This window comes from Streptomyces sp. NPDC104367 (genome assembly GCF_055583825.1).
The window spans coordinates 115764-140228 of the sequence record NZ_JBVJND010000015.1 but is presented as its reverse complement, the minus strand read 5'-3'; the positions used below and the strand labels follow the sequence as shown (position 1 = coordinate 140228).

At 71.9% G+C, this 24465-nt stretch carries 20 protein-coding genes; 4 read left to right on the top strand and 16 right to left on the bottom strand.

The annotated features are described in order from the left end of the window. Positions 1-7: 7 nt before the first annotated feature. From ACZ619_RS23420 to betA, 4 genes are all read right to left on the bottom strand, one after another. Entirely contained in the window at positions 8-1984 is a 1977-nt protein-coding gene (locus ACZ619_RS23420) for an ABC transporter permease (protein WP_469602073.1), read from the bottom strand. Beyond that, positions 1984-3075, bottom strand: a complete 1092-nt coding sequence (locus tag ACZ619_RS23415) for a quaternary amine ABC transporter ATP-binding protein (protein WP_469602070.1) — start codon at positions 3073-3075, stop codon at positions 1984-1986. Before ACZ619_RS23415 ends, ACZ619_RS23420 begins: the two co-directional genes overlap by 1 nt. A 19-nt stretch (positions 3076-3094) precedes the next feature. Next, a complete protein-coding gene (locus ACZ619_RS23410) occupies positions 3095-4564 on the bottom strand; it encodes an aldehyde dehydrogenase family protein (RefSeq protein WP_469602067.1) in 1470 nt (489 codons plus the stop codon). A 187-nt stretch (positions 4565-4751) separates the two neighbouring features. After that, complete coding sequence (betA, locus tag ACZ619_RS23405) at positions 4752-6422, bottom strand: choline dehydrogenase (protein ID WP_469602064.1); 1671 nt, start codon at positions 6420-6422, stop codon at positions 4752-4754. A 150-nt stretch (positions 6423-6572) separates the two neighbouring features. Here betA and ACZ619_RS23400 point away from each other — a divergent pair, with 150 nt between their 5' ends. After that, positions 6573-7370, top strand: coding sequence for an IclR family transcriptional regulator (locus ACZ619_RS23400; RefSeq protein WP_469602062.1), 798 nt, complete (start codon positions 6573-6575; stop codon positions 7368-7370). A 60-nt stretch (positions 7371-7430) separates the two neighbouring features. Here the strand turns inward: ACZ619_RS23400 and ACZ619_RS23395 are convergent, their stop codons facing one another. The 8 genes from ACZ619_RS23395 to ACZ619_RS23360 form a co-directional block, all read right to left on the bottom strand. Beyond that, a complete protein-coding gene (locus ACZ619_RS23395) occupies positions 7431-8564 on the bottom strand; it encodes an aromatic ring-hydroxylating oxygenase subunit alpha (protein ID WP_469602059.1) in 1134 nt (377 codons plus the stop codon). Between the two features lie 51 nt (positions 8565-8615). Continuing rightward, positions 8616-9779, bottom strand: coding sequence for an NAD(P)/FAD-dependent oxidoreductase (locus ACZ619_RS23390; RefSeq protein ID WP_469602056.1), 1164 nt, complete (start codon positions 9777-9779; stop codon positions 8616-8618). After that, complete coding sequence (locus tag ACZ619_RS23385; RefSeq protein WP_469602053.1) at positions 9776-10138, bottom strand: bifunctional 3-phenylpropionate/cinnamic acid dioxygenase ferredoxin subunit; 363 nt, start codon at positions 10136-10138, stop codon at positions 9776-9778. The genes ACZ619_RS23390 and ACZ619_RS23385 overlap by 4 nt, the downstream gene beginning before the upstream one ends. A gap of 704 nt (positions 10139-10842) precedes the next feature. Beyond that, complete coding sequence (locus ACZ619_RS23380; RefSeq protein ID WP_469602051.1) at positions 10843-11334, bottom strand: hypothetical protein; 492 nt, start codon at positions 11332-11334, stop codon at positions 10843-10845. A gap of 91 nt (positions 11335-11425) precedes the next feature. Beyond that, positions 11426-11938, bottom strand: coding sequence for a RipA family octameric membrane protein (locus tag ACZ619_RS23375; protein WP_469602049.1), 513 nt, complete (start codon positions 11936-11938; stop codon positions 11426-11428). A 118-nt stretch (positions 11939-12056) separates the two neighbouring features. After that, entirely contained in the window at positions 12057-12860 is an 804-nt protein-coding gene (locus ACZ619_RS23370; protein ID WP_469602047.1) for a DUF4328 domain-containing protein, read from the bottom strand. Between the two features lie 24 nt (positions 12861-12884). Then, positions 12885-14405, bottom strand: coding sequence for a transferase (locus ACZ619_RS23365; RefSeq protein ID WP_469602044.1), 1521 nt, complete (start codon positions 14403-14405; stop codon positions 12885-12887). A 487-nt stretch (positions 14406-14892) separates the two neighbouring features. Further along, positions 14893-15126, bottom strand: a complete 234-nt coding sequence (locus ACZ619_RS23360) for a hypothetical protein (RefSeq protein WP_469602293.1) — start codon at positions 15124-15126, stop codon at positions 14893-14895. Between the two features lie 135 nt (positions 15127-15261). Between ACZ619_RS23360 and ACZ619_RS23355 the strand changes: the two genes are divergently transcribed. Further along, positions 15262-15702 (top strand): SPW repeat protein, encoded by a 441-nt coding sequence (locus ACZ619_RS23355; protein WP_469602041.1) that lies wholly within the window; start codon positions 15262-15264, stop codon positions 15700-15702. Between the two features lie 115 nt (positions 15703-15817). Here the strand turns inward: ACZ619_RS23355 and ACZ619_RS23350 are convergent, their stop codons facing one another. Continuing rightward, positions 15818-17287, bottom strand: coding sequence for an APC family permease (locus tag ACZ619_RS23350; RefSeq protein ID WP_469602038.1), 1470 nt, complete (start codon positions 17285-17287; stop codon positions 15818-15820). Positions 17288-17767: 480 nt separating this feature from the next. Here ACZ619_RS23350 and ACZ619_RS23345 point away from each other — a divergent pair, with 480 nt between their 5' ends. Continuing rightward, positions 17768-20506, top strand: a complete 2739-nt coding sequence (locus ACZ619_RS23345; protein WP_469602035.1) for a glycoside hydrolase family 2 protein — start codon at positions 17768-17770, stop codon at positions 20504-20506. A 48-nt stretch (positions 20507-20554) separates the two neighbouring features. On the opposite strand, the gene ACZ619_RS23340 is transcribed toward ACZ619_RS23345, so the two are convergent. Continuing rightward, a complete protein-coding gene (locus tag ACZ619_RS23340) occupies positions 20555-22006 on the bottom strand; it encodes a hydrolase (protein ID WP_469602033.1) in 1452 nt (483 codons plus the stop codon). 220 nt (positions 22007-22226) lie between these two features. Between ACZ619_RS23340 and ACZ619_RS23335 the strand changes: the two genes are divergently transcribed. Further along, positions 22227-22490: a GlsB/YeaQ/YmgE family stress response membrane protein gene (locus tag ACZ619_RS23335; RefSeq protein ID WP_469602031.1), complete on the top strand. Its 264-nt coding sequence runs from the start codon at positions 22227-22229 to the stop codon at positions 22488-22490. 16 nt (positions 22491-22506) lie between these two features. Here ACZ619_RS23335 and ACZ619_RS23330 read toward each other — a convergent pair whose 3' ends face one another. Then, positions 22507-23286 carry a GNAT family N-acetyltransferase gene (locus ACZ619_RS23330; RefSeq protein ID WP_469602028.1) on the bottom strand — a complete coding sequence of 260 codons (780 nt, stop codon included), beginning with the start codon at positions 23284-23286 and terminating at the stop codon, positions 22507-22509. A 56-nt stretch (positions 23287-23342) separates the two neighbouring features. Then, the gene (locus tag ACZ619_RS23325; RefSeq protein WP_469602025.1) at positions 23343-24197 is read right to left on the bottom strand and encodes a GNAT family N-acetyltransferase; all 855 of its coding nucleotides are present in this window, start codon (positions 24195-24197) and stop codon (positions 23343-23345) included. Positions 24198-24465: the final 268 nt, after the last annotated feature.

Genomic DNA, 24465 nt, shown 5'->3' with positions numbered 1-24465 from the left:
GTGCTCCTTAAGCCCTGGCGCGTCGCGCCGCAGCCTGAGTGATCCGGTCGAACATGACTCCGAGCAGTACGATGGCGAGCCCTGCCGCCAGCCCCTTGCCGTACAGCTCGCCCTGCGAGAAACCGGCCACGACGTCGTAGCCGAGGGCGCCCGCCCCCACCAGGCCGCCCACCACAACCATCGACAGCACGTAGATCAGACCCTGGTTGGTCGCGAGGGTCAGGGCGCCGCGTGCCATCGGCAGCTGGACCTTGGTGATGATCTGCCAGGTGCTGCACCCGGCCGAGGCGGCCGCCTCCACCGTGGCCTCGGAGACGTTCCGCACCCCGTCCGCGATGATCTTGACGGCGACGGGTGCCGCGTAGACCACGGCCGCGACGATCGCGGTGAAGCGGGTGGCGCCGAAGAGCGCCAGGAACGGCACGAGGTAGACGAAGGGCGGCATGACCTGGGCGGCGTCCAGGGTGGGCCGGATCAGCCGGTCCGCCAGGGCGCTGCGGCCCATCCACACGCCCACCACGGCGCCGAACAGCATCACCAGGACGGTGGCCACGGCGGTCGAGGCCAGGGTGGTCATACTGTCCGACCACAGGCCCGTGCCGACCAGCAGCCCGACGCACACCGCGGCCGTCACCCCGGCCCGCCGGCCGCCGAGCACCGTGCCGAGCGCGACCAGGGTGGCGCCGACGAGCCACCACGGGGAGTCGGTGAGCAGCGACTGGAACGGGTTGAGCAGGCCGTTGGTGACGACGTCCCGCAGGGCGTTGGTCAGGCCGGAGAGATGGTCCTGGCTCCAGCCGGTCGCGGTGTCGGCGGCGCTCGCGACATGGCCGCCGACGGCGCCGTCGCCGGGGAACTCGGCCGCCCAGACGTAGGTGTGGGACAGGTACACCAGGACGAGGGCCACGGCGCCGCCCGCCCCCAGCAGCGGCCGGCGCCACGCGGCCAGCCGGCCCGCGCCCGTGCGGCGGGTCTCGGTGCGGACGGCGGCGGCCGTGGTGACCCGGTCGAGCACGATGGCCATGACGACGATCGCGAGACCGGCGTTGAAGGCGGTGCCGACGTCGAGGGACTGGAGTGCCTGGATGACGGTCTTGCCGAGGCCGGGCGCGTCGATCAGAGCGGCGATCGTGACCATGGCCAGGGCGGCCATGATGGTCTGGTTGACGCCCATGACCACCGTGCGCCGGGACATCGGCAGCAGCACCTTCAGCAGTTGCTGGGTGCGGGTGGCGCCGAGGGAGTCGGCGGCCTCGACGGTGGTCCCGGGGACGGACCGGATGGCGTGCGCGGTGATCCGGACGGCGGGCGGCGCCGCGTAGATCACCGTGGTGATGACGGCCGAGGCCCCGCCGATGAGGAAGATCAGGGTGAGCGGGGCGAGGTAGACGAAGGTCGGCATCGTCTGCATGAGGTCCAGGAAGGGCGTCATGATCCGGTCGACCCGGTCGGAGAGCCCGGCCCAGACGCCGAGCGGGATGCCGATGAGCAGCGCGACGAGCACCGCCGACAGGGTCAGCGCCAGGGTGTCCATGCTCTCCTGCCACAGGCCCTGGAGCCCGAAGAAGGTGAAGCCGGCCACGGTGAGCAGCGCGACCCGCCAGTTGGCCACGGCCCAGGAGACGTAGCCGGTGACTCCGACCACGCCGAGCCAGCCGATCTGCGGGACCGGGCGGGAACCGCCGGGCTGGGAGATCAGCGACTGGACGAAGGTCACCAGGTGGTCGATGACCAGCCGGATCTCGTTGAAGAAGTAGAGGAAGAGGGGGTTGGAGTTGCGGTTGGCTCCGACGCTGTCGTTGACGTCGTTCAGCCACCGGTGCAGGCCGGTGAGGTCGGCGGCGGCCAGGGTCAGCGTCTGCCGGCCGCGGAACACGGCGAAGAGCACCAGCCAGACGGCGATGATCGCGGCCACCGCCACCGGCCGGCCGACCTTCCCGCGCGCCGTCGCGGCCGGCGCGCTCACGTCGGCCACGGCGGCCATCAGGCGTCGCCCTCCTGCCCGGCGACGACGGCGAGGATCTCCTCGTCGCCGACGATGCCGAGCAGCTTGCCGTTCTCCACGACCTTGACGGGTCTCTCGGCCGCGAGGACGGCCCGGGTCGCCTCGCGCACCACGACGTCCGGGCCCAGCTCCGGCCCGTCCAGGACGTCGTCGGGTCCGGCGGGCCGCATGATCCAGCGCAGGGTGAGGACGTCGCCGCGCGGCACGTCCTTGACGAAGTCCCGCACGTAGTCGTCCGCCGGGGCGCCGACGAGCTCGTCGCCGGTGCCGCACTGGACCGTCCGGCCGTCCCGCATGATGAGGATGCGGTCGCCGAGCTTGAGGGCCTCGGAGAGGTCGTGGGTGATGAAGACCATGGTCTTGCCGACCTCGTGGTGCAGGCGGACGACCTCGCTCTGCATGTCCCGGCGGATCAGCGGGTCGAGCGCGGAGAACGGCTCGTCGAAGAAGAGGACGTCGGGGTCGCCGGCGAGGGCGCGGGCGAGACCGACGCGCTGCTGCATACCGCCGGAGAGCTGGTCGGGGTAGGAGTTCTCGTAGCCGGCGAGACCGACCAGTTCGACGGTCTCCATCGCGCGCCGGACGCGCTCGGCCCGGCCCATGCCCCGGATCTCCAGGCCGAACGCCACGTTGTCGACGACCTTGCGGTGCGGCAGCAGGCCGAAGTGCTGGAAGACCATGGAGAACTTGCTGCGCCGCAGCTCGCGCAGGCGCCTCGGGTCGGCGTCGCGGATGTCCTCGCCCTCGAAGACGATCTCGCCGGAGGTGGGTTCGATCAGCCGGGTCAGACATCGCACCAGGGTCGACTTGCCGGAGCCGGACAGGCCCATGACGACGAAGACCTCGCCGGGCGACACCTCGAAGCTCACGTCCCGTACCGCGGTGGTGCATCCGGTGCGCTCCATGAGCTCGCGCCGGGTGAGTCCGCACAGTTCCTCGGAGCCGGGCACCTCGTCGGCCTTCGGACCGAACACCTTCCACAGCCGGCGCACGGAGATGACCGGGGTCCGGTCCTGCGGGTCCTGGGACGTGCCGCGCCGCTGCGACACCTCGGTCTGGGCTGGGGTCATGGTCGGCCTCTCTTCGGCGTCAGCCGCGGAACCAGTGCTGCGGCCCGGGTTGGATGTTCTGCCAGACGTGCTTGGGCTCCCGGTACTCGGCGAGGCCGGTCGGTCCCAGCTCACGGCCCACGCCGGAGTACCCGAAGCCACCCCATTCCGCTTGCGGCACGTAGGGGTGGTAGTCGTTGATCCACACGGTGCCGTGGCGCAGCCTGCGGGCGACCCGCTGCGCCTTGCCCGCGTCCTGCGTCCAGACGGCCCCGGCGAGGCCGTACTCCGTGTCGTTGGCGATGCGGACGGCGTCGTCCTCGTCCCGGAAGCGCTCGACGGTGAGCACGGGCCCGAAGGACTCCTCGTGCACCACGCGCATGTCCTGCCGGCACTCGTCGAGGACGGTGGGCGGGTAGTAGAAGCCGCCGGCGAGCGCCGGGTCGTCGGGGCGCGCGCCGCCGCAGCGCAGTACGGCGCCCTCGGCGAGGCCGGCCGCGACGTACGCCTCGACCTTCTCGCGGTGCCGTGCGGAGATCAGCGCGCCGGTCTCGGCCCCGGGGTCGAAGGGGCCGCCGAGGCGAATGAGCCGGGCCCGGCGTACGACCTCGTCGACGAAGGCGTCGTGCAGGCGGTCCTCGACGATCAGCCGGGCGCCGGCCGAGCAGACCTGGCCGGAGTGGAGGAAGACGGCGGTGAGCGCGAAGTCCACGGCGGTCTCGAAGTCCGCGTCGGCGAACACCACGTTGGGGTTCTTGCCGCCGAGCTCCAGGGCGACCTTCTTCACCGTGGCGGCGGCGGTGGCCATGATGTGCCGGCCGGTGTCGAGGCCGCCGGTGAAGGACACCATGTCGACCGCCGGGTGCTCGGCCAGCGGGGCGCCCGCCTCGGCCCCGGCGCCCAGCACGAGGTTGGCGGCGCCGGCCGGGAGCCCGGCCTCCTCCAGTGCCTTCATCAGCAGGATCGAGGTGGAGGGGGTCAGCTCGCTGGGTTTGAGGACGACGGTGTTGCCCGCGAGCAGGGCCGGAGCGACCTTCCAACTCGCCTGCAAAAGGGGGTAGTTCCAGGGGGTGATCAGTCCGCAGACACCGACGGGCTCGTAGGTGATCCGGCTGATCGCGTCGGCGCGGCCGGTGTCGATCACACGGCCGGCGTCGGTTGCGGCGATGCCGCCGTAGTAGCGGAAGCAGGAGACGACGTCGGCGATGTCGTACTCGCTCTCCACCAGGCGCTTGCCGGTGTCCAGGGACTCCGCGCGGGCGAATTCCTTGGTGTCGCGCTCGATGATGCCGGCGGTGCGCAGCAGCAGGGCGCCGCGCTCACGCTCGGGGGTGTGCGGCCAGGGCCCTTCGTCGAAGGCGCGCCGAGCCGCCCCGATCGCGGCCTCGGTGTCCGGGCGGGTCGCCTCGCAGACCGTCGCGACGAGGCTGCCGTCCGCCGGACAGCGGATCTCGCGGCGGCCGCCGGCCGCCGCGGCGCGCCATTTTCCATCCATGTACAGATCTGCCACGGCCGCGCCCTTCGAGCCCGAATTCGTTGCGTATTGTGCATTGGATTGCTTGTGGTGGAACACCATGGCCGAAGGGGCGGACGCCGTCAAGAGGGCGGCGCATCCCGGCCGAAGGCGAACGGACGCGGGCCCGCCGCGCCCGCCGGCGGCCCCGCGAACACGCCCGCGGGGCCCGGGTCGCCGTGTGCTATCCGGCCTGCTTCCGGGCGTCGCGGTGCCGGTAGTAGACGGCCTTGGAGGGTTCCAGCGGTTCCCTGCCGAGGATGAGGTCGGCGGCCTTCTCGGCGATCATCATCACGGGCGCGTAGATGTTGCCGTTGGTGACGTAGGGCATCACGGAGGCGTCGACCACCCGCAGTCCCTCCACGCCGTGCACCCGCATGCTGGCGGGGTCGACGACGGACATCTCGTCGGTGCCCATCCTGCAGGTGCAGGAGGGGTGCAGGGCGGTCTCGGCGTCCCTGGCGACCCAGTCGAGGATCTCCTCGTCGCTCTGCACGGACGGGCCGGGCGAGACCTCCCCGTCGTTGTAGGCGGCGAGGGCGGGCTGGCCCAGGAGCCGGCGGGCCGTCCTGACCGCCTCGACCCACTCCCGGCGGTCCTGTTCGGTGGAGAGGTAGTTGAAGCGCAGCGCCGGGTGCTCGGCGGGGTCCTTGCTCCGGATCTTCACCGAGCCGACGGCGTCGGAGTACATGGGGCCGACGTGGACCTGGTAGCCGTGGCCGCCGGCGGGCACGGAGCCGTCGTAGCGGACGGCGATGGGCAGGAAGTGGAACATCAGGTTGGGGTAGGCCACGTCCTCGTTGCTGCGGCAGAAGCCGCCGGCCTCGAAGTGGTTGGTGGCGGCGGGCCCCCTGCGGAAGAGCCACTGCAGGCCGATGAAGGGGGCCCGCCACTTCGCCAGGTACGGCTGCACGGAGACGGGCTGCCTGCACGCGTACTGGATGTAGACCTCCAGGTGGTCCTGCATGTTCTCGCCGACGCCCGGCAGGTCGTGGACGACGTCGATGCCGAGGGCGGTCAGCTCCTCGGCGTTGCCGACGCCCGAGAGCTGGAGCAGTTGCGGCGAGTTGACGGCGCCGCCGCACAGGACCACCTCCTTGGCGCGGACCTGCTGGAGGGCGCCCTTGCCGCGGCGGAACTCCACGCCGACCGCCTTCTTGCCCTCGAACAGGACGCGGGTGACGAGGGCGCGGGTCCGCACGGTGAGGTTGGGGCGCTTGCGGACGGGCTTGAGGTAGGCCTTCGCCGCCGACAGCCGCCGGCCGCGGTGGACGTTGCGGTCGAACTTGGCGAAGCCCTCCTGGCGGTAGCCGTTGACGTCGTCGGTGGGCGCGTGGCCGGCTTCCTCGGTGGCCTTGAGGAAGGCGGCGAAGAGCGGGTTGGCGGCCGGGCCGCGCTCCAGTACGAGGGGGCCGTCGTGGCCACGGAACTCGTCGTCCGGGTCGGCCGCGAGGCAGTTCTCCATCCGGCGGAAGTAGGGCAGGCAGTGGGCGTAGTCCCAGGTCTCCATGCCGGGACCGGCGGCCCAGCGCTCGTAGTCCATGGGGTTGCCGCGCTGGAAGATCATGCCGTTGATGCTGCTGGAGCCGCCGAGCACCTTGCCGCGGGCGTGGTAGATGCGGCGGCCGCCCATGTGCGGCTCGGGCTCGGACTCGTACTTCCAGTCGTAGAAGCGGCTGCCGATGGGGTAGGTCAGCGCCGCGGGCATGTGGATGAAGACGTCCCACGGGTAGTCGGGGCGGCCCGCCTCGAGGACCAGCACCTGGTTGCCGGGATCGGCCGAGAGCCTGTTCGCCAGTGCACAGCCGGCCGATCCGCCGCCGACGATGACGAAGTCGTACTGCAAGGGAGCCATGGTGCCTCGTCTCGCTCGCGCCGTCGATGTGCGCGGCATGCTAGTACGGGTAGCGTCATGCGCACCAGGTTGCGAACAACGCAACTTGTAAGATCTTTGTTCACATCGCGTTACTTGGAGTGCGTTGTTTACTGCGCGTATGGTTTCGCTATGAGCAACTACAGTCCGGATACAGAAACGAACGGCTCATCTTCCGGTGGTGTGCAGTCCGTCGACCGCGCCATCAGCGTCCTGGAGATCCTGGCCCAGCGCGGCGAGGCGGGGGTCAGCGAGGTGGCCGCCCAGATCGATGTCCACAAGTCGACCGCGTTCCGTCTGCTCGGCGCCCTGGAGGCGCGAGGTCTGGTGGAACAGGCCGGTGAGCGCGGCAAGTACGCACTCGGCTTCGGCATCGTACGCCTGGCCGGCGCCGTCACGGGCCGCATCGACGTCACCCAGCAGAGCCGGCAGGTCTGCGAGCGGCTCGCCGAGGAGATCGGCGAGACCGTCAACATCGCCGTGCTGCGGGAGCACTACGCGATCAACCTGTACCAGGTGCGCGGCACGGCCGCCGTCACGGCGCACAACTGGGTCGGCCAGCTGACCCCGTTGCACGCGACGTCCAGCGGCAAGATCATGCTGGCCCACCTGGCCGCCGCGGAGCGCGCCGCGCTGGTCGCAAAGACCGGACTGAAGAAGCTGACCCCGCACACCGTCTCCTCGAAGGCGAAGCTGGAGAAGAACCTCGCCGAGGCCCGGGAGCGCGGTTACGCCTGGACGCTGGAGGAGCTGGAGATCGGGCTGCACGCCATGGCCGCGCCGATCCGGGACCGCGAGGGCGAGGTCATCGCGTCGATCAGCGCCTCCGGACCGTCCTACCGGTTCACCGAGGAGCGTATGCACGAGCTGGCCCCGGTCCTGGTCAAGGGCGCGGAAGAGATCAGCCACCGCATGGGGTACCTGGGCTGAACGCCCTCGGGACGATCGCCGCACGGCCCGCGTTCGAGCCGCTCGCGCGGGCCACGGGCGTCATTCGGACCGCCCGGTGCCGAGCCGCGCGTGCACCCAGTCGTGGAAGGCCCCGATGTGGTGCTCGCTGGGCACCAGCACACCGCCCTTGGCGTACAGCCGTGAAGTCATCCCCGGCTGGGTGCGCTCGCAGGCGTCGAAGTCCTGGCGGTTGACCCGGTCGAAGAGTTCCACGGACCGGCTGACGTCCTTGCCGCTCTCGACGACGTGCGGCAGGTAGAGCCAGTCGCACTCGACGACCGTGCGGTCGGCGGCGACCGGGTACATCCGGTGGAAGATCACGTGGTCGGGCACGAGGTTGATGAACACCTGCGGCTTGACGGTGATCGCGTAGTAGCGCCGGTCCTGGTCCGCGGAGACCCCGGGTATGCGGTCCAACCCCTCGGAGCCGTCGACCGTGAAGCCCTGGATCTCCTCGCCGAACTCCGCGCCGTGGCCCACGTAGTACTGGGCGGCGTAGCCGTCGGCGAACTCCGGCAGCACCTCGGTCAGTTCGGGGTGGATGGTGGCGCAGTGGTAGCACTCCATGAAGTTCTCGACGATGAGCTTCCAGTTCGCCCTGACGTCGTAGACGATCCGCCGGCCCACCGAGAGGCTCGCCACGTCGTAGCGGTCGATCGACGCCACGTCGCCGAGGCGTTCGACCGCCGCCCCGATCACGTCCTCCTCGAAGGACGGCGGGTCCTCCGCCAGACACACCCACACGTACCCCAGCCACTCCCGTACGGCGACCCCGGCCAGGCCGTACTCGGTGCGGCCGACGTCGGGCATCGAGGTGAGGTTCGGCGCGGCGACCAGCTTGCCGTCCAGGCCGTAGGTCCAGGCGTGGTAGGGGCACTGGAACGCCCGCCTGACCTCGCCGGCCTCCTCGGTGCGCAGCCTGGCCCCGCGGTGCCGACAGACGTTGAAGTAGGCGCGGACCGAGTGGTCCCTGGCCCGGGTGACGAGGATGCTCTCGCGGCCCACGTCGACGGTGCGGAACGCTCCGGGCTTCGGCAGGTCGGCCGCGCGGGCGACGCAGAACCACATCGTCTCGAAGATGCGCTCCTGTTCCTGGGCGAAGATGCCGGGATCCGTGTAGGCGGAACCGGGGAGGGTGGCGATCAGGCTGTCCGGCAGGCTGGTCGAGGTCACGGTGCACTCCTCGGAGGACGTCGTGGATCGGTGGGTGACGCGGGCGCCGGGTCAGGACGCGGCGGTGCCGAACTGCTTGCGGGCGCGGGTGAACAGCCGTGGCTGGTTCATCCCGAGCACGGCGACCGGCCGGTCCGCCCGCCGGTAGACGGCGAGGAAGCTGCGGTCGCCGGTGGAGCCCTCCTCGACCGTGACGCTGTCGGCGCCGGCGGCCTGCCCGACGAACTGGATCCTGACGCCGTACTGGTCGGACCAGAAGTACGGGGGCCGGGGCGTTCCGGGTTCCGTCGCACCGCGGGTGAGCAGCGCGGTGACGGCGGCGGCCGGCCGTTCCAGGGCGCCGGTCCAGTGCTCGACCCGGCGGTGGGTGCCGGTGCGCGGGTCGTACCAGTTGGCGCAGTCGCCGACCGCGACCACCCCGGCCACACCGGTGCGTCCGTCGGCGCCGCACTTCACGCCGTTGTCGAGCGGGACGCCGGAGCCTTCGAGCCAGTCGACGCAGGGGCGGGCGCCGATGCCGACGACGACGGTGTCGGCGGGCACGCTGCGGCCGTCCGCCAGCAGTACGGCCTCCACCCGGCGCTCGCCGCCCAGCCCCTTGACCCCGGTCCCGCACAGCAGCCGGACCCCGTGGTCGGCGTGCAGCGCGGAGACGACCCGGCCCATGGTCTCGCCGAGCGGTCCGGCCAGCGGGGTCGGCGCCGCCTCGACGACGGTCACGTCGAGCCCGAGGGCGTACGCCGTGGAGGCGACCTCGGCACCGACGAACCCGCCGCCGATCACCACCAGGCGGCCGCCCCGGGCGAGGTCCGCGCGCAGGGCGCGGGCGTCGTCGAGGGTGCGCAGCGCGTGCACCCCGGCGAGGCCGTCGGTGCCGGGCAGGGTGCGGGCGGCGGCCCCGGTCGCGAGGACCACGCCGTCGGCGCGCACCGCACGGCCGTCGGCGAGCCGGACCGCCCGCCCGGCGCGGTCGAGCCCGGTGGCCCGGACCCCGAGCAGCCACTCGGCGTCCAGTTCCTCGTCGTCGCCCTCCAGCGCGAGGTCCGTCTCGCCGAGGGTGCCGGCCAGGAACTCCTTGGACAACGGCGGCCTGTCGTAGGGCCGGTGGGGTTCGTCGCCGACGACGACCAGCCGGCCGTCGTACCCCTGCTGCCGCAGTGAGCGCGCGGCCGACAGCCCGGCCAGCGAGGCGCCCACCACGGCCACGCTCCTCACGCGGCGCCTCCGGCGAGGCGGGCGCTGACGCACGGCGGCAGGTTGGGGGCGGCGGCGGAGAGGCGGACGTGGACGGTGCCGTCCTCGACGAGGACCTCGTGGGTGCGGACCGGGAGCTTGGCCGGGGGCGCGTCCACCGCGCCGGTCCTCAGGTCGAACTTCGAGGCGTGCAGCGGGCATTCGACCTCGCAGCCCTCCAGCCAGCCGTCGGCGAGCGAGGCGTCCTGGTGGGTGCAGGTGTCGTCGATGGCGAAGAGCTCGCCCTCGTCGGTGTGGAAGACCGACACGGGCGGGTCGATGTCGAGCCGGTGGGCCTCGCCTCGCGGCAGATCCGCGAGACGGCACGCGGGAATCTTCATGACACCTCGGTGCGTATAGCGAAACGGATTGCGATGAGCGCAACGACAGTGTGAGGGCGGCTCCGAAGCGTTGTCAAGGCGTCCACCCGCCGGTCCGCACGGGCCCCGACGGCGGCTCCCGGGGCACGCCGAACTGCTTCCGGCGGCAAGGATGAACAGCGGAAACGAAGACCTCGCCGCGTTGCGGGGACGGCCGGGGGACGCGGCGGATCCGCTCCCGCGACCGCTCCTCCTCCCGGGCCGCGACGCGGACGCCGCGCACCGCGGGGACGCCCTCGCTCCGCGCGACGACGGCACGGAGCGGCCGGGACACGGCCGCTCCTCGACCGTCAGAACCGGCGAGATGTTGCCCTATGCGACTTGCGCCTCATGTTACGCAACACAGCATCGCGGAGCCCGGAGCGACGGTCAACGGTCGCCGGGGCCAAGGGAACGACCGGTGTCGGCGAGACCGGTTCATGGACGCCCGGGGGCGGCCTTTCAGCGTGTGAAGGGTCCTCCGAGGGGCCCACGCTGCGGGCCGGCTGCGCGGCGGACGGGGGACCTGGCGGCGCCGCCGAGAACGCCTGGTCCGGTTCCGAGCGCGGGCACCCTGTGGGTGACACGGCCCCCACGCCGGCGGCGGACGTGCGGCGAGCCCCGCATGACGCGGACGCGGCCGACGCGAACGATGACGACGACGGCCAGGAGGAGTGGCACAGGTGTCAGTTGCCGGACCTGAACGCGCCGAGGGGCCACACGATGTCGACGGCCAGCCCGGCCAGGCGGGCCTCGGCCACGGTGTCCGCCGTGCCGCCGCCACGACCTGTGGGGGCGCTGCCGTCCCAGACGGCGACGAGGCGGTCCGCCCCCTGGAGGAGCCGGCGATTGGCCGCCTCGTAGGCGCCGAGACCCGCATGCTCGTAGGGCAGGACCACCACTTCGGCGGCGGCGTCGCGCAGAGCGTCGAACTCGGCGAGGTCCGCGGGGCGGACCACCGCTTCCCGGTAGTCCCGGGACGGGATGATCGCCGACAGCCGGCCGCCGAGCGAGAGGATCTCCTCGGCGAAGAGGGTGTCGGCACCGCGGGCCAGGCACGAGCGCCCCACCAGCACGTCGTCGCGCAGGTCGGCCAGCAGTTCACGGAGGCCTGTGCGGATCCGGCCGACCGCGTCGTCGGCCAGGTCCATGTGACCGGTGACAGCGATGGTGACCATGCGACAACCCGCTTCCGGCCGAGGCTATTTGCCCTTCACCTTAACCCGCTCAGGTGGCGGGGAGAGCGGGCGGCAGCGGGTGCCGCCGCCGTCACAGCGCGACGGCGGCGAAGCTCAGGAGATAGGCCACCGCGAAGAGGAGAGGGATCCAGCGTTCGACACGGTTGAGCGGGAGGTAGACGCGCCAGTCCCGCCCCTCGCCGAGCGCACGCCATTCGGCGGCCACGAAGGCTCGGGCCGCCAGACGCTCTTCCAACGCTCCGATCACCTCGAACTTGCCTCTGTTCAACTGCTGGTAGGAACGGACAGTGATCCACCAGGTGGCGCACATGCCCAGCAGGACCACCAGGGCCACCAGCGTGATGACGACCGGGGTCCTGCGGTGGTGCTCCTGGGACAACCAGGTGCCGCAGAAGACGAGCAGCGTGCTGTGGAGGGTCAGGAAGAAGGTGTTGGCGAGGTTGCGCCGGGCGCTGACCCGGTCCGCCATCTCCACGCACAGCTTGTACTGCTCGAAGACCGCGGCTTGATACGTCGCGGCGGAGTCACGGAAGTTCTCCGCGTCGACGTCCTCGTTCCACAAGGAGTCACTGATACCGGCCATGTCGGCTTTCCCCCGTAGTTCGTCACCGTGTGCTCGTACAGGCCAGTGCCGCGACCGGCGGGCGACGGCCGTGCGGCGCCCGCGCCGCGGCGTTCACAGGGGCGCGTGCCCCGCTCCCCTACGCCGCGTTCTGCGCATGCTTGTGGCTCTGCCACGCGGTGACGCGCCCGACGACGAGGAGGAGCAGCAGGCCGGACACCAGGTAGAGCGCCGTGAGCAGGGTGGACACCTCCGCGTTGGACAGCACGTTCTGCTCGCTGTCGAGCTTCGAGGACATGCGCCATTGCATCGGCCTGACAACGGCGTTGGCGACGACGAACAGCGCCCACCAGGCCTTGACGAGCGTGAGCGGGACGGATCGCCGGGGGGCACTCGCCCGCCAGACGTCCGACACGACCTGGTACGGGACCCACAGGTTGACCACGGGGGCGATCCAGCCGCTCACGGCCCAGGCCCGGGACCGGCGGAACGCGGCGGCACCGCTCATCAGCTCGGCGTTGATCCGGGCCCGCCACAGCCAGACGAGGAAGGCCACGCCGCCCGCGATCCATGCCAGGAACGACGGCCAGGACACCAGCTTCGCGAGGGCGTCGGTCTGGGCGGCTTCCAGGTCAGCGCTCGTCGCTCTCGCGGCCAGGTAGTCATGGGCGACGAAATAAAGGCGCCAGTTGTAGGCCGAGACCAACACCTCACGCACGAGTTCCAACGAGATCAGTACCGTCACGGCGGTGGCCGCACCGGTCAACGTCCTGCGCCGCTCCCCACTGGCCGAACCCGCGCTGGTCGGCGTGTCCTGCTGCGCACCGTCCATGATCCTCCCCCGAAGATCGTTCGATCCGAATCGCGCTGCTTGCGTGCACTGTCCGGAGCGCCGTGCCACCGGACGCTGCTCTGTCGTGTCCCCTGTTTCGACGAGCGTCATGCGGGACCGTCCTCAAAATTGACGCTACCCGGGGGCGAACAGTTCCAGCGCCCGGAAGACCAGGAAGGCCAGCAGGGCCAGGGCCGTGACCAGAGCGGCGCCTCTGCCCAACGATGCCTGCACGGCGAGGCCGGACCTCCAGACCATCGTCCGTCTACGGATCCCCACGGACGCCAGGGCGGCCTTCAGGGCGCGAGCCAGGTGGTAGGCGGGCGAGGCGAAGTTCGCCGTCGGTCCCAGGGTGTCCTTCATGACGCGGAAGCCGCGGCGCACGAGCGAGCCTCGCGAGATCTTGGCACGGGGCACAGGACCCACCGGGTGCACCAGGGGCGTCCAGTCGGGACCGAAGGTGATGACGGCGGCGGTCCAGGGATCGGTACCGGCCGCTCCGTCCAGCTGAGACGGGGTCGGCAGGTACTCCTCCAACCGCTCGACCACCTCCGGCAGCCCGCTCGGTGCCAGCAGGACGAGCTTCCTCGCCGGTTGGGTGGCACGAGCCTGCTGGACCTCCCACCACAGCCCGTCGCCAAGGCCCAGTCGCAGCACGATGAGTTGGGACAGTTCCATCAGCCGCAGCACCGTGGGCTGCCAGTTGTCGAGCGGCAGGTAGAACCGCGCCGCCCCCAACTGCGGCAACGGCTCCCCGGGCCTGCCCACCGTGATCACAGGGCCGACGGTGCCCAGGGCACCGGCGAACTGCTCCTCCCGCGAGTGGATGCCGGCGTACGCCGTCGAGTCGTCGATCTGGGCCGCGGTGTCGTCGTCGGCGAAGCTGCGCAGGTAGAGAACGGGTTGGCGGCCGTCGGCCAGCAGGGCCTGGGCCGCGCCCCGCGCCGAGCGCGGCCGGGTGTGGCGCAGGATGAGGGCCCCGGCCCCCAGCGCGGCCAGACCACCGACCAGCACCGACATGAACGCCATCGGCGGCATCTCGTAGCCCTGTCGCTGCGCCAGGCTGATGGCGAGGACGCCTGCCGCGAACAGCACGTATCCGGCGTCACTGGCCAGCAGGAACACCGGACGCCGCCACCACGGCTGAGGCGGGGCGAACCTGCTGACCACACCGACGATCTCCGCGGCGCCCGACCGGCGCCGGCGCTTCAGCCACAGCGCCGGCCCGAGCAGGAGCACGGCGGGCACCGCCCAGGCCAGCGCGGTCGCACGCGCCGAGCCGCGTTCGCGGTCGAGCCGCGCGCGGTCCCGTTCGACGTCCCCCGTCAGTCCCTCGACCCGCTCGCGGGCGAGGGAGAGCCGCCCCTTCTCGACGTCACCGGTGGCGGAGGAGACCGCGGAGCGGCTCGCTCCCGACGGTGCGTTCTCCTTGAACCACGTGTCGCCCGCGCGGATCCCCACACGCGCGGACACCTCCCCGGCGGCATACCGGTCCAGCGCGGCGGTGAACGCGGCGGCCCGTGCCGGGGCGTCCCGGAAGCGGTCGCAGGCCCGCGAAGCCAGGCCCGCGCTGATCGCCAGGTGCAGCGCGACATAGCCCGCGACGACCGCAACCACCGTGATCAGCCGGGCCGACGCCCGTAAGCGCGAGGACACCTCGGTCCACCCCCGTCTCGCCGGCACCGCCCCCCTGCGCGGACCGTGTCCCGTACTACCACCTCGCCCCACGAACTGTCAGCCCCGCCTTCTGCGACGCCGGGTGGTGCTCATGAACGACCGGATGAGGAGCCGCCGCCGCGTCCTCCCCCTGCCGCGCCGGGCCGCGAACGGCCCGCCCGCCGGGCAGACGGGTCCGGGCGGGACCGGGACGGGTCCGGTGGGCGACCTCGGCACGGCGGCGACGGCGCCCGGCTCACCGCTCCCCGACGCGCCGCGCACGGGCCGGTCCGTACCGCCTCACCGCCAAAGGGCTGCACGCCCTGCCGACGCCGTTCCCCCGCTCCGCCCCGCCCGGTGAGCCGGAGGTCCGCTCCTGGCCGCTCGTCCCGCCGCTCGCCCGGAGCCCGGGGGCGCGGTACGGCGAACGGGGCAAGGCCAGTTGGGCCGGGCAGCCGCCGCCCGGCCGACCGGCGGGCCCGGGCGGTCAGTCGTCGTCGGCGCCCGGGACGACGACCAGGAAGGCGTCCGTCCTCAGGTCCATCACCACGGTCGCGGGCTCGCCCTCGGCCCGGCACCGCGCCGCGTACTCCTCGGCAGGCCACGACCCCCGGGGAGCCCCGGCGGGAAATCGCTCCAGCACCCTCGCGCCCATACGGCCCGTCACCTCCCGCGTCGATGTCCGCCGTACCGTGCGGCTGCCCCGGATCGACGCGGACATGCCGAAGCCGTCGGAACGGACTCGACCTGGACACGCCGAGAGCTACACATAAGCAGGAAATAAGGGCAGAATGCTGATAAGCGGCGCAAACCGCACATCAGCCGCGGTCAGGCCTCACGTCAAAGGAGACGAGTCATGGCCAACGTCTCGCACGGCCGAAGTGACATAACGAGCCACCCCGATGTCTCCGAGATGCGGGAGCGTTACGACCGCATGCTCGGCGGCCGTGATGTGGCTCTCGTGGACGGACCGGTGTTCCTGCTCGGTCTGTACTGCGCGGCGTCCCCGTGGATCCTCCACTACTCGGCGAGCCAGCCCGCGCTGATGACCCACAACCTGATCATGGGCATAGCGATAGGCCTGCTGGCCCTGGGATTCACCCGGGCCCCGGAGCGCATGTACGGCCTGAGCTGGGCCATGTGCGCGATGGGCATCTGGATGATCATCGCCCCCTGGATCGTCGGCACCAGCCCCGACAGAGGGGTCGTCCTCAACAACATCATCATCGGTGCGCTGGCCCTCTGCCTGGGCCTGGTGTGCGCCGGCTCGGCGGCCAAGCGGTCCCCCACGCCGTAGTGACGCCGTAGCCGCACCGAGCGAGCGCCCCCTCGAAGGGAGGACACGGGGCCGGTCCGGCGACGGACCGGCCCCGTCGCCGTCGGACGGAACGGCAGGCCGGCGGAGAGGGGGGCTACACCGCGACCGGCTGTTCGGACCGCAGGTACTGCTCGTCGATCTCCTTCGGGCCGAACGGCCACACCTTCTCCAGGCGCGCCCAGACCAGGAACGCCGCGCAGCCGAGGACGAGCCAGGCCAGGGACCACTCGACGGGACGGCGGCCCGGGGAGTTCCTGTCGGCGTAGCCGTAGATCACGCACCAGCCGGCGAAGGCCACGATGCCCGGCAGCGGGTAGAGCCACATCCGGTACGGCCGCTCCAGGCCCGGCTGCCGGCGGCGCAGCACCGTGAGCGCCACGATCTGGGCCAGCGCCTGCACGATCACCATCACCGTGGTGAGCAGCTGGATGAGCGTGGCGAGATCGGTGTGGCGGCCGATCAGGAAGCCGACCGCGGTGACGACCCCCATGGTCGCGAGCCCCAGCGTCGGGAACCGGTGCCTGGGGTGGAGCTTCTCGTAGGGGCGGAAGAAGACCCGGTCGCGGGCCGCGTCGCAGGGCACCCGGGAGCCGCCGAGCAGGCCGGTGAAGACGGAGGCGAAGGCCGTGATCAGGATCAGGACGGTGACCGTGTCGGCGGCCCCCCTGCCCCAGGTCTCCTCCAGCACCGCCGAGGCCACCGACGTCGAGGCGATGTCGGCCGGGTCGGTCATCCGGTGCCAGTCGACGACGCCGAGGGTGCCGATCTGGAGCAGCAGGTAGATCACCATGATGCCGAGGATCGAGAAGAGGACGGAGCGCGGCAGGACCCGGCCGGGTTCCTTGATCTCGGCGCCCATGTACGCGGTGGTGTTGTAGCCGAGGTAGTCGTAGATGCCGATGGTCAGGCCCGCGGCGAAGCCGGGCCAGAAGTGGCCGCTCGTCGGGTCGAAGGCGTGCGCCGGGTAGGTGAAGGCCAGGTGCGGGCTGAAGCCGCCGGCCGCGGCGGCGATCACCAGCAGCACCGAGGCGATCATCACCGTCCACATGACGGCGGTGATCCGGGCGATGTGCTCGATGCCGCGCCAGAGCAGGAGCACCGCCAGGGCGATGATCCCGAGCCCGATCAGGTCGCCGGAGGTCCGGCCGAGTCCGGGGGCGAGATAGCCGAGGTACTGGACGAAGCCGACCACTCCGGTGGACATGATCAGCGGGATGAAGAGCATCGCCGTCCAGACGAACAGGAACGGCATCAGGCGCCCGGTGCGGTACTGGAAGGCCTGGCGCAGGTAGACGTAACTGCCGCCGGAGCCGGGCATCGCGGCGCCCAGCTCGGCCCAGACGAGGCCGTCGCAGAGTGCGAGCAGCGCGCCCGCGACGAAGCCGAGCACCGCCTGCGGGCCGCCGAACGCGCCGACCATCAGCGGGATGGTCACGAACGGACCGATGCCGCACATCTGGCTCATGTTGATCGCGGTGGCCTGGAACAGGCCCACGCGCCGGACGAAGCCGCCCTCGGACGGCGGACCACCGGGTCCGAGGGGACTACCCGGGCTACCGGTCATGGCTGGGCTCCTGACGCGGGAAGGGGGCGAGAGGGCGAGGAGAGGCGGGGTGTCGGCCGGCAGGGCGGGACGGCCGGCAAAGCCGAGGAGCCCCACCAGAGGCGTCAAGTATGCGACGGGGGTCCGCGAGAACGGCCCGATGGCGGCCGGCGATGTCGCGGTGCGGCCGGTACGCGACGCAGGCCGCGGCCGTGCTCGATCCCGACCAGGTGGTGCGCGGCGGCGGGGGCCGGCCACGGCCTCGGCCTGCCGCCGCTCCCGGAGCCGGCGCCCGGCCGGGCGAGGAAGCGGTCGCGCTCGGCGCGGTGGCCTCGGGCCTCGACACCGCCCCTGACCTGGTGTTCGAGCGCCGACCGGCCGCCCTCCGCCCAGGGCGACGCCAACTCGCTCGGAGGCCAGCATGTTTGACACACCGTCAGCGGAATCCTAGCTTGAGTCGGGTTAGTAAAGTTTCCTAACTTTACGAGGCTGGAGACCACCGTGTTCCCTCGCCCCGCCCCCGGACGGCGCCTCGCCACGGCCACCGTGGCCCTCGGCCTGCTCTGCTCACTGAACACGAGCGCCTGGGCCGGCGCCAGGAAGCCGGCCGGGGCCACGCCCGAGCCACCCTCGCACGGCCACCCCAGGATCACCCGGGTGCCGTCCGCCGCGGGCTCCGCCACTCCCCTGGCGGGCTTCGCGATCCGCTCGACGGCCGAGGTGGGCGACACCGCGGCGGAAATCTCCTCCCCGGGCTACCCGGCGAAGGGCTGGTATCCGGCGGGGCCCCGCTCCACGGTCCTGGCCGCGCTGCTCGCCGACGGCGTGTACGACGACCCGTTCGTCTCCACCAACCTCCAGAAGATCCCCAAGTCGCTCTTCCAGGTGCCCTGGTGGTACCGCGGCGACTTCACGGTCGCCGATCCCTCCCGGCGCACCTACCTGGACTTCAGCGGGGTGATCTCGGCCGCCGACGTGTACGTCAACGGCCACCGGGTCGCCACCACCGACGAGGTCACCGGCGCCTACACCCACCACGAACTGGACGTCACCTCCCTGGTGACGGCCGGCACGAACACGGTGGCCTTCCGCATCCGGCCCAACGACCCGAACAAGAACCTCACCATGGGCTGGCTCGACTGGCTCCAGCCGCCGCCCGACCAGAACATGGGCATCGTCCGTGACGTCCTGGTCCGGCGCGGCGGCCCGGTGGCGCTGCGCGACGCGCACGTGGTGACGAAGCTCGCGGTGCCCTCCCTCGCGACGGCCGACCTGACCGTGAAGGCGCAGGTCCGCAACGACTCGGACGCGCCGGTCACCGCCGAGGTCTCCGGCACCGTCGCCGGGGTCGCACTCACCAGGTCGGTCACGCTCGCCGCCCACGAGACCAGGAGCGTCGTCCTCACCCCCGCCGACACCCCCGGTCTGCACCTGGACTCCCCCAGGGTGTGGTGGCCGGCGGGCATGGGCGGCCAGCCGCTCTACGCTCTCGACCTCACCGTGTCCGTCGCCGGCACGGTCTCGGACACCGCCCACGAGGACTTCGGCATCCGGGACGTCCGCGCCCCGCTGAACTCCGACGGCGCCCGCCAGTACTCGGTCAACGGCCGCCGGCTGCTCGTCAAGGGCGGCGGCTGGTCACCGGACGAGTTCCTGCGCTGGGACCGCGCCTACGCCGAGGACCGCCTGAGGTACGCCCTCGACCTGGGCCTGAACACCATCCGGCTGGAAGGCCACATCGAGCCCGACGAGTTCTTCGGGCTCGCCGACCGCCTGGGCGTCCTCACCCTGCCCGGCTGGGAGTGCTGCGACAAGTGGGAGGGGCAGGTCAACAGCGAAGGCAGCGGGGAGAAGTGGACCGCCGCCGACTACCGGGTCGCCCAGGCCTCGATGGCCGCCGAGGCCGCCCGGCTGCGTGACCACCCGAGCGTCGTCTCCTTCCTGGTCGGCAGCGACGCCGCACCCGACGCGAAGATCGAGAAGAACTACCTGGACGCCCTGAACGCCGCCGACTGGGCCGTCCCGGTGGTCCCCGCCGCCTCGGACAAGTCGGCGCCGCAGCTGGGCGGTTCGGGCATGAAGATGAGCGGCCCCTACGACTGGGTCCCGCCGGGCTACTGGTACGCCAAGCGCGAGGGCGGCGCCACCGGCTTCAACTCCGAGACCAGCGCGGGCCCGGACATCCCCACCCTCGACACCCTGCGCCGGATGATGACCCCGGCCGAACTCGACACCCTCTGGAAGAACCCGGACGCCAAGCAGTACCACCGCTCGCCGTCCGCGACCTTCGGCACCCTGAAGCTCTACGACGCCGCGCTCACCGGCCGCTACGGCGCCCCCACGAGCCTGACCGACTACGTCCGCAAGGCCCAGCTCGCCCAGTACGAGAACGTCCGGGCGCAGTACGAGGCGTACGGGCGCAACCAGACCGACGCCTCGAAGCCCTCGACCGGGATCGTCTACTGGATGTTCAACAGCGGCTGGACCTCCCTGCACTGGCAGCTGATGGACCGTTACCTCGACCAGGGCGGCGCCTACTTCGGCGCGAAGAAGGCCAACGAGCCCCTGCACGTCCAGTACTCGTACGACAACGGCTCGGTCGAGGTGGTCGGCAACCGGCCGGCACCGGCCTCCGGACTCACCGTCCGGGCCACCCTGTTCGACCCCGACGGCACCCAGAGGTACGACCGGACCGTCAGCGGTGTCTCGGTCGGGGGCGAGGGGGCGCACACCACCGCGCTCACGCTGCCGGCGTCGGTGAGCGGGCTGCCGTCCACCTACCTGGCCCGGCTGGTCCTCACCGACGCCGACGGCCGGGAGGTGAGCCGCAACGTCTACTGGCTGTCCGCCAAGGCCGACACCCTCGACTGGGCGAGGACCGACTGGTACTACACCCCCACGACGGGCTACGCGGACCTCACCGGACTGTCGTCCATGGACCGGGTCCCGGTCACGGCGACGGCGTCCACGAGGGACTCGGGGGGCACGTCGACCACCACCGTCACGGTCCGCGACACGGGCACGGGCGGGACCCCGTCCCTGCTGACCGACGTCCATCTCGTGGACGCCGACGGCCGGCCGGTGCTGCCGGTGCGCTGGTCGGACAACCAGGTCAGCCTCTGGCCGGGTGAGACGGCGACCCTGACGGCCACCTACCGCACGGCCGACCTGCACGGCTCGGCCCCCCAGGTGCGGGTCTCGGGCTGGAACGCGCAGGAGCGGACGTTCCCGGCGCGCTGAACGGACGGGGCCCGGCCGGGGACTCCGGCCGGGCCCCGACACCTCGGTTCAACTCACGTTGAGAGCCGTGTCGTCGAGGACGAACGACGTCTGCAGGGTGGATCCCTCGGCGCCGGTGAACTTGAGCGTCACGGTCTGGCCCGCGTAGCTCGCCAGGCTGAAGCTGCGCTGGGTGTAGCCGCTGGCCGCGTTGAGGTTGGAGTAGGTCGCCAGAGTGCTCAGCACGGTGCCGGAGCTGTTGAGGACCTGGACCTTGAGCGTGTCGTACGCCGTGCTGGTGGTGGTCTCCGCCGTGTCGATGTGCAGGTAGAAGCTCAGGGCGGCGGTGGTGCAGCCGGACGGGATCGTCACCGACTGGGAGAGCGTGTCGGTGTGCGAGGAGCCGTAGCCGTCCAGCCAGGCGTAGTACGAGCCGGTACGGGCGGACTCGCTGCTGGAGTTGGTGATGACGCCGCTGGTGGCGCTCCAGGTGGTGCTGCCCGACTCGAAGCCGTTGTTGCCGAGGAGCTGGGCGGCGGTGCAGGTGCCGGACCCGCCACCGCCGCCACCGCTGCTGCCGCTGCTCGCGCCGGTGAGCCAGGCGGTGGCGTTGAGGGCGAGGGCCGCGTTGGTGGCGCCGCTGTCGTTCCATCCGTCGTACAGCGTGTTGCCGGACTGGCCGGTGCCGTCGTCGATCGGGGAGCTGTCGCCCCAGAAGGCGACGCGGCCGCTGCCGAAGGTGCTGGTGAGGAAGAAGGCTCCGGTGTTGCCGGAGTAACCGCTGCGGTACACCAGGCCCTTGACGTTGGAGTTGTCGGCGGGCGTGAGGGTTGCGGTGGTGCCGTCGGCGATCAGGCTCTTGGTGACCGTGCCGTAGGCGCCGTTGAGCACCGGGTCGCTGCTGTCGCTGATCGCGGCCGGGTAGCCGGAGCTGATGTCGAGCGAGTCGATCGAGAACCCGAACGGGTCGGTCGAGTCGACGCTGTTGTTCGTCATCAGGTCGTTGAGGATCTCGACCGCGTCCTCACCGTCGCTGTTGCGGTCGGCGCCGGTGTGGTCGGAGATCATGAACAGTCCGCCGCCGTTGTTCACGAAGTTCATGATCGCGGTCTTCTCTGCGGTCGTGAACAGCGTGTTGGGCTCGGGCAGGACCAGCGCGTCGAAGTTCGACAGGTCGGTCGTCGACGAACCGCCGTACGTCAGCGCGCTGGTGGCGGTCTTCAGGCTGTAGCTGCCCGTCTTCTGCAGGTCGACGCCCCAGGAGGAGAGGGCGCCGGTCCAGTCCGTCTCGGACGACGGGGAGGAGTCCTCGGAGAGCGGATCGGGCTTGCTGGTGGAGATGATCCAGTCCGCGTTGCCGGCTTCCTCGGCGTGGCCGTCGTCGAACAGGACGCGGTAGGTGGTGGCCGCGTGGGCGGGCGCGGCCGCGGTGCCGACCTGGAGAGCGGCCCCGGTCAGGAGCAGTCCGAGTCCGGCCAGGGCGGTGGTGAGTCTGTGGCGGGATCTGCTGGATCCAAGCATCCGGCGAACCTCCATGAGGGGTGGGGTAGAGGCGGTGCGGCGGGCGCCAACTCTGCGCGCGTAGAACCTGGTCGAGATTTCTACACGCGTTGACTCTTTGAAAGGTACATGGCATGTCGGATCGGTGAACAGAAAACCGCCGTAAACAACGGGAGGGGACTGGCTCCGGATTCAGCGGGCAGATTGCACAGCAGCGGGATTCACACGAGGAGGGGCGGACATGGAGATCTCGGGCATCATCAGCGCCATCATCATCGGGCTCGTCATCGGCGTCCTGGGGCGCCTGGTCGTTCCCGGCCGGCAGCACATCGGCCTGCTGCTGACCATCGTCGTCGGCATCGTGGCGGCACTGCTGGGCTCGGCGATCGCGGCGGGCTTCGGGGTGGCCGACACCAAGGGCCCGGACTGGATCGAGTGGTTCATCCAGATCGCCCTGGCGGCGGTCGGGGTGGCGGCCCTGGACCGGACGAGGTCGCGCCGGTGACGTCGGCGCGGGGCGCTCAGCCCGCGTACACGTACGGCGTGGTCGTGGTCAGCGCGTGGAAACCGAGCCGGCCGAGGATCGGCCGGCTCATGGACGAGGCGTCCACCTGGAGATACCGGCAACCGTGGGCCGCGGCGACACGCGCGCGGTGAGCGACCAGGGCGCGGTAGAGCCCGCGCCCCCGCCACCGCGCCACCGTGCCGCCGCCCCACAGTCCGGCGAACGGCGTCCCGGGCACGAGTTCCAGGCGGGCCGAGCTCACCGGCTCGTCCCCGGCCAGGGCCACGACGGCGACCGCGGTGCCGGGCCGCTCGGCCAGCCGCGCGAGCAGCCGGTGCCGCAGCCCCGAACCGTCCGTGCCGAAGGCCTTCTCGTGGACCTCCACCACGAGCCCGACGCCCGCCGCGTCCGTGGCGGGCACCACCCGGACCCCCTCGGGGAGCACGGCGTCGAGGGCCACCGCGCCGACCTCGGCGACCATGAGGGTCTCGGGCGGCTCGGGCACGAACCCGGCCGCGGCCAGCCGCGCGCCCAGGTCCGACGGCAGGTCGTGGCCGTAGAGCTTCCACTCGAACGTGCGGCGGCCCAGTCCGGTGAAGCAGCCGATCTGCTCGGCGATCGCGCGGTCCGCGGTCGTCCCGTCCAGGTCCGTCCACAGGACGCCGTTCCACCCGTCGTCGTCCGCGACCTGGCGCACCACCGCCCCGGCCCGTTCGACACGGGCGCCGGGGCCGTCGGGCCGGGCGCCCTCGCGCACGTCACGGTCGTAGCGAGCGAGCACCGCCTGTCGATCCATCCGCGCACTCAAGCATCCGGACGCGGCCCCGGCAACGCGTTTTCCGGCGCGGCGGCTCAGCCGAGTTCGAGCGTGGTGACGCCGAAGATCCGGTCCCGGGCGTGGTCGCGGACCGGGCCCGTGTACATGCGGGCGGTCTCGAACGAGGCGGTGAAACCTGCCTCTTCGGCGAGGGCGACGCCCGCCGGGCTGGTCTCCGGCACGTCGATGGCGACGGGGCCGCCGGCCGCCTCGGCGGTGAGGGCGGCGAACAGGGCGCGGGCGTCCTCGGCGGTGTCGGCGAAGAGAGGGCCGATGCGCGGCACGTCGTGGCCGGGACGGATCACGCCGTAGCCGGTGAGGCGGTCGCCGTCATGGCGGACGAACGCCCGGTGTCCGGGGCCGGTGAGCCACGCGGCCACGAAGCGCGGCCGGTCCGCCGGGTGGCAGACGCTGTCGTAGGCGGTGACCGCCGCCAGGTCGGCGGCGTGCGCGGGGCGGACCCGCTCGGGGTGGGCGCCGGCCGGGACCGCGCCGGTGAACCGGACCGTGCGGTAGGCGAGTTCGAAGCCGGACCGGCGGTAGTTCTCCTGCTGGGCGACCACGCCGTCCAGGCCGACCGTGCGGTCGCCGGCGTGGGCCAGGGCGGTCTTCCAGGTGGTGAGGCCGTGGCCGTGGCCACGCAGGTCGGGCCGGACCAGGTAGAAGCCGAGGAAGGCGTGGTCGGCGCCGTGGTTGACGACGGAGACGGCCGAGACCGGTTGCCCGTCGACGCGGCCGAGGAAGAACCCCTCGGGGTCCTGGGCGAAGAAGGCCGGGGCGTCCGACAGCCCCGGATTCCAGCCCTCGTCCGCCGCCCAGGCGCGGACCACCGTCCAGTCGTCGAGCGTGGCCCGGGTGACGACGAGGTCCTCGGGTGCCGGAGAGGCCATCGGTGCGCTCCATTCCGTGGTGGGGCCGGACGAACGGCGCGGTGACCGGCACCGCGCCCGCGGCATCCTTCCCGACCACCGGCCGGCCCACCACACCGGGATCAGGCCACCGTCCGGTTCCGCGGGACCCGCAGGCGGACCGGCCGGCCGCACCGGGTCCGGTCGTATTGGGTCCGGCCGCATCGCCGCACCAGGCCCGGGCAGGACGAGGTCCGGGCATGACGAGGTCCGGGCATGACGAGGTCCGGGCATGACGAGGCGGACCTCA